Origin of the sequence: Haloferula sp., assembly GCF_049672945.1 — a bacterium.
In the GTDB taxonomy this organism is placed as follows: domain Bacteria; phylum Verrucomicrobiota; class Verrucomicrobiia; order Verrucomicrobiales; family Akkermansiaceae; genus Haloferula.
Genome location: NZ_JBATWY010000015.1, coordinates 1 through 5,448, shown reverse-complemented (window position 1 = coordinate 5,448; position 5,448 = coordinate 1). Strand labels below are relative to the sequence as shown.

5 protein-coding genes are annotated in these 5,448 nt (G+C 54.4%); 3 read left to right on the top strand and 2 right to left on the bottom strand.

Translation table 11 applies throughout. The features are described from left to right. Nucleotides 1–242: 242 nt before the first annotated feature. Together WBG04_RS01310 and WBG04_RS01305 are read left to right on the top strand one after the other, a co-directional pair. Nucleotides 243–1,472 (top strand): DUF2726 domain-containing protein, encoded by a 1,230-nt coding sequence (locus tag WBG04_RS01310; protein WP_424312535.1) that lies wholly within the window; start codon nucleotides 243–245, stop codon nucleotides 1,470–1,472. Further along, on the top strand, nucleotides 1,469–2,113 hold the full coding sequence (locus WBG04_RS01305) for a PIN domain-containing protein (protein WP_424312534.1): 645 nt from the start codon (nucleotides 1,469–1,471) through the stop codon (nucleotides 2,111–2,113). The genes WBG04_RS01310 and WBG04_RS01305 overlap by 4 nt, the downstream gene beginning before the upstream one ends. Before the next feature lie 36 nt (nucleotides 2,114–2,149). On the opposite strand, the gene WBG04_RS01300 is transcribed toward WBG04_RS01305, so the two are convergent. Next, nucleotides 2,150–2,395, bottom strand: coding sequence for a hypothetical protein (locus WBG04_RS01300; protein ID WP_424312533.1), 246 nt, complete (start codon nucleotides 2,393–2,395; stop codon nucleotides 2,150–2,152). A gap of 267 nt (nucleotides 2,396–2,662) precedes the next feature. Next, on the bottom strand, nucleotides 2,663–4,222 hold the full coding sequence (locus WBG04_RS01295; protein ID WP_424312532.1) for an HNH endonuclease family protein: 1,560 nt from the start codon (nucleotides 4,220–4,222) through the stop codon (nucleotides 2,663–2,665). Between the two features lie 300 nt (nucleotides 4,223–4,522). Between WBG04_RS01295 and WBG04_RS01290 the strand changes: the two genes are divergently transcribed. Next, nucleotides 4,523–5,448: transposase (locus WBG04_RS01290; protein ID WP_424312530.1), on the top strand; the 926-nt coding region annotated here is incomplete at its 3' end.

Genomic DNA, 5,448 nt, shown 5'->3' with positions numbered 1-5,448 from the left:
GAGTGCTGAAGTCGAGAGTCTCCGTAATGGAGCAAACCACTGACTGGAGAGCCGGATGCGGGAGATCCGCCTGTCCGGTTCGGAGGGGGGAGCGGCGCAAACCAATGCGCCGTTCCTACCTCTATCCTATTCCCCTGCTGCTTTCCAAGTCTTTGGGGGGCGGACACTCCTGTTCGCCTTCTACGACTCCCGCCATCGCGTAAGGGCAAATTCGGCAGACATTGTTAGAGTGATAAAGTCCCATGTGTCGCCATTTTGTCGCCTGCCTCGTCCTCACCCTCGGCCCGTCCGCTAGTGGAGAAGACCCTCTGATTCTCGGGTTCAAGAAAGCGGCAGCGCGATTCCAGCAAGTACCGCAGGAGTCGGCGCGCAAAGCCATCGACGCCGCCAACTCCCACCTTTCTCCCTACCTGAAACTCCAAGGTAGCAACTTCGCTTGCTCTCCATTGGCAGGGTCACGCAAGTGGGTCGAACTCCATGGGCTCCGCTTTTCAGGCACTCACTTCGACGCCCTGTCCGGCACCGATCAGGCAAACGGCGTCGAGCAACGCCTCCGTGTCTGGATCGCCGTCGATTCCTACCGCTATCTCGAAGCCGACGGAACTCGGGGACAGTGGACCAACGGACGTCCGTTCATGATACCAGCTGCGTTATTCGTCGAAAAAGGGCGCGGGGGTTGGCGAGCAAGCTCTTCGATCTCGTCGTTCCTACGTCCCGTAAATGACCAAAGCCTGACCATCCCGGCGGCCTTCGCCCCTGTCCCGCAAGCCGCCCTCCCTAAGCAATCCACGAGGTCGGCGAGTCCGAGTCCGAAACGCCCGAAGTCCAGCCCCACCCCGACTCCGGCCGCTCCTGCCGAGCCCCCGACAAAGCAGATGGCGGATCAATTTTTCAGAGCCCTTCTCCCTGTCTTCTTCATCGCCGTCGGCGGGATGGTTTTCGCCTTCTTCCTCAGCCGTGCAACCCGCCTTCGGAAACGCGCCCGTGCCACGCCACCACCATTGTCGAAGAAATCCCCTCCGCCCCTTCCTCCTCCAAGTCACCAAGCAAGTTCAGACTCTCTCGAACTTTTCGCCCGGCGCGAAACCCTCATGACGGATGCCGAACAAAAGTTCTTCGCCGTCCTTCAAGCACTCGTCGCACCGAGCTACGATATCTCTTCCAAAGTCCGCCTCGCCGACCTCTTCGACGTCCTCTACGCCCCCGGGCGGGAAGCCGCATTCAACAAGATCCGCAGCAAGCACATCGACTTCGTCCTCACCGAACCCGGCACCAGCCGCATCCTCTGCGGCATCGAGTTCGACGACAGCTCGCACCAGCGCCCCGACCGCATCGAGCGCGACCGCTTCGTCAACCAACTGTTCGCCACTCAAAGCGTTCCGCTCCTCCGGGTGCCCTGGGCCCACCACTACGATCCCGAAACCCTCCGCCAGTCTCTGATCCGCATCCTCGGACGAACTCTCGCCGCATGAATCCGAAGAAAACCACGACCGCCCCACCCGCGATCACCCTTTGTCCCGATCCGGCACCAGCGTCACCGCGGATGAACTACATCTTCATCGATTATGAGAACGTCCAACCGCGCGATTTCTCCCGGATCACCCAAGACCATTTCAAGCTGATCGTCGTCGTCGGCCAGAACCAGACTTCGCTCCGTCTTGAGTTGACCGAATTCGCTCTCAAAAAGCCCGAACAACTACGCCTCGTGCGCACGCCCTGCATCGGCAAGAACGCCCTCGATTTTGTCCTCGCCTACGAGATCGGCCAGATCCTCCCCACCGACCCCACGGCCTACATCCATATCATCTCAAAAGACAACGGCTTCGAAGCCCTCGTCTCCCACCTGAAGGAGAACAAGCATCATTGCGCCCGCCATGACGACATCGCTGAAATCCCTCACCTCCTTCGAACCGACGAACGCCTGGATCGACTCGTCGCCCATCTGAGAGATCCCAACCGACCACGTCCGCAAAAACGAGCAGGCCTCGTCAACGTCATCCAGCAGCATTTTACGAAGACACTTGCACCAGAGACAGTCGAGAAAACGATCAAGCTTCTGGTCCGGGACAAGGTGATCAGGATCTCGGAAAAGGGCGGCCTCGAATACCCTTAGCGGCGCTCCCAACCGCCTTTCCTGAAAGCCGCGCCCTCAGGAGCGCGGCTTTTCAAGCCGCCCCGAAGCCCAAGCCATAGGGAGGGTGGACACTCTCTGGCGCGACGAAGCCTTCAGGCGAAGGCGGCTGTCCGCCTCCTTCGACTTCCGCCTCACCGAAGCGGCTGGGCCCTTCCAAATCCACTTCCGCAGCGCCGCCTCTCCTCCACCGCCTCCCGCCTCCTCCGCGGCGAGCGCCCCCTGAACACCACCCACATCCGCAACTCCGCCAAGGCCCTCCACCTCGCCCGGGAGTTGTTGATTTAAAAAGCGGGTTTACCCCAGCCTTCGTCGCTTCTCTGACCGCCCTCCCCACAGACCGAATCCGCCCGGATTCCGGCCCCCCAGAAACCCCACCTGCACCACTAGTCAAACGACGTCGGTTCGTTGATGTTCTGCAACTTTCGGGCATCGTAGAGAAAAGTTTCCAGCCCGTGAATCTACTGAATGCCGGGCATCTTTTCTGTGTGGCATCTTTTCTGTGGCATCTTTTCCTCTTTATCGGACGTTCTAGTTCTTAATGCTGTTACAGTAAGGATGTGTTAGTTGGCAATTCTCGACAGAACCTCGGCCTCCAGCGTTTTTTGCTTCGACATGATCATAAGACGCCGACTTCTGAGTATCGAGTAATCCAGCACACAGCGGGCACTTTGGGGCATTTTTTAAACTTTCAGCAAGATATACTGCAGATTTAGTATCAACCGAAAAATCTGATGGATGATCAATTAGCTTCAGTTTTGCAATTTTACCTTGAAGACCAAGATGGGATAGAATCCTCTCATCAGATACTTTCTCCTTATTCTTAATATCGTCAGTCAGTTTCTCAAGTAGATCGGCAACACGATTAATTCTCTGGGTGCTATTAACGTTGGCCAATGCTTGGTTAATTACAGCCTTACGTTTGATGAGAATTTGTTCCAATTTTCCTCGACCATGTGTGAAAACTCGGAAAAAATTATCGTTATTCGTTCTTACCATCGCTGCAAAAATCTTCACTGTGCCAAGAAACAGAAACCTACTTTGCCTTCCCTTCTCATTGTAAAAATAGACAGCAGGATGGAGACCAAGGCTAGGCGGTGAATTTCCAGCAATCCTCCGAACCACTTTCCGTGCGGTTTTAAGAATTTTCACGGTTTCAGAGCCGTCAATATCGTCATTGAGTGCTTGAATTGCCTTTTCTGGAGTCACCCCGCTTACCTCGCAAAGAGCAAACGTATCGATCAGCATCTTTAGGGCTTCAACTGGAGAGTTTACTCCACCTAGAGGAAGGTCCAAAGTCTTAATTGGTTCTGTAACGTCAGGTTGGAATAATAAGTGGTAGAGTTCACTGGCGAGAGTTTCAATTTCGTTTTTTACAGAATCATCAAAGCCTGACCAATATTTGTGTCCTGTGCCTGAACGGACTACAGACCGCGCTCCAATCGCGAATGATTTCCTCCGGTTTTTAAGGAGCAGTTCTTCAGTTTTATCTAGCGCAGTACCTTGCGAGTTGATTTTGAAAAATGAGCTTTCTGCTACCTCCTGTGAACCTTGAATCCACTGAATTGGTATGGCTTTGGTAAAAACGGTCGACGCCTTTTTATATAAATCTTGATCGATACCTTTTCCGTCACTTTGGGCCGCTTTCAGAAAGTCGGAATAGCGACCGACTCTTTTCTCAACCTCCGATCTAGTGCGCTTTGCGAGCTTTTTCTGATCCACCGGAATCTCACCTGAATAGAAAGAGTGAGAGATTGCCCCGTCACCATAATCGTTCTCAACCCATGCTCTAAGAGCGCTGAGTCGATGACCGCCATCAATCACAAAAACAAATGAAGACGACTTCCATAGAATTAGGGATGGAATTAACTCACCTGATGCGAAACTGGACAAAAAGGTCGCAACCTGGACGGGTGTCCAATGATTAGTTTCTCTTTGGAAGTCCGGCTTCCTAAGAAGCTTTAGAATGGGGCTGTTGCTATCGATTTGACCAATTGTAATTCGCTCGAAAAGATCAATAGAGGTCGACTCCTCTTGCTGCGCAAAATCAGCCCTGTGAATCATTCCATCGAGAATTACTGTCTTAGCCATATCGTGGACTCTGGCTCCTTCGGTAAGAGCGTCAATCTTGATATTCGACTGTAAAGCGTCTCCGGATCCGTAGTCTGTTCCCATTCCCACCAGGGCCTATTCCGGCTCAAAGCATCCGCGGCCTCTAACCGAAGCCCTCAAAGGGGTCAATTACGGTGATGAAAAAAAGGGGTCAGTGAAAAAAAGGGGTCAGTGAAAAAAAGGGGTCAGCAAAAAGGGGTCAGCAAAAAGGGGTCAGCAAAAAGGGGTCAGGAAAAGAATCTTGTAATACTGGTCCCTTTTGCTACATCGCTTCGCACGATGGCACGTTCGCCCCGGATTGAGTATCCCCACGCCATTTACCATGTGCTGGCCCGTGGAAACAGGCGTGGGGCGATTGTCCTAGATGACGACGACCGCTGGATGCTCATTCGGACCTTGGGGGAAATGGCCAAGCGCACTGGGATTTTGGTTAATGCCTACGCCCTGATGGACAACCACTACCACTTCGTCATTGAGACGCCGAGGGGGAATCTCGTGGCCGGGATGCAATGGTTCCAGACGACCTACACCCAGCGATTCAATGCGAAGAACGGGCTCTGGGGCCATCTATTCGGCGGCCGCTACAAGGCAATTGTGGTGCAGGGCGGCGGCGAAGGATACTTCAGACGGCTGATCGACTATGTGCATCTCAATCCCGTCCGTGCCGGGCTGGTCGCGGAGGGCGGGGGCTTCGATGATTACCAATGGACGAGTCTGCGTGAGTATAGGAAGCCGCCTTCAAAAAGATTTCCTTGGATGCGCTCGGTAGAAGCGTTGGCGGAGATGGGCTGCAAGGACACGCCGGCGGGACGTCGGAAATTCATTGAACGTCTGGAGACTCTTGTCGACTGGACCAAGCCGACCGAGGCCGGACGAATCGTGTGGAAGGGCCAGAGTCTCCAGTCAACCTTGCGGCGCGGCTGGTATTTCGGCACCCAGGAGTTCAGGGAGAGGCTATTGGCGAAGTTCGGGGTTGAGGAGGAGATTGGTGAGCGCGTCGCCAAGGTCATCCGTTCGAATGACGCCTCGGCCCGGGACCGGGATCGGTTGGTTGGTGCTAGGATCATAGCTGCAGGGCTCGAGCACTTCGGGCTTGCGAAAGAGGATCTGAATTCGATGCAAAAGAATGACTGGCGGAAGGCAATGCTGGCGATGATGATTACCGAAACGACGAGCCTCAGTCATGAATGGATCACCAGCCAACT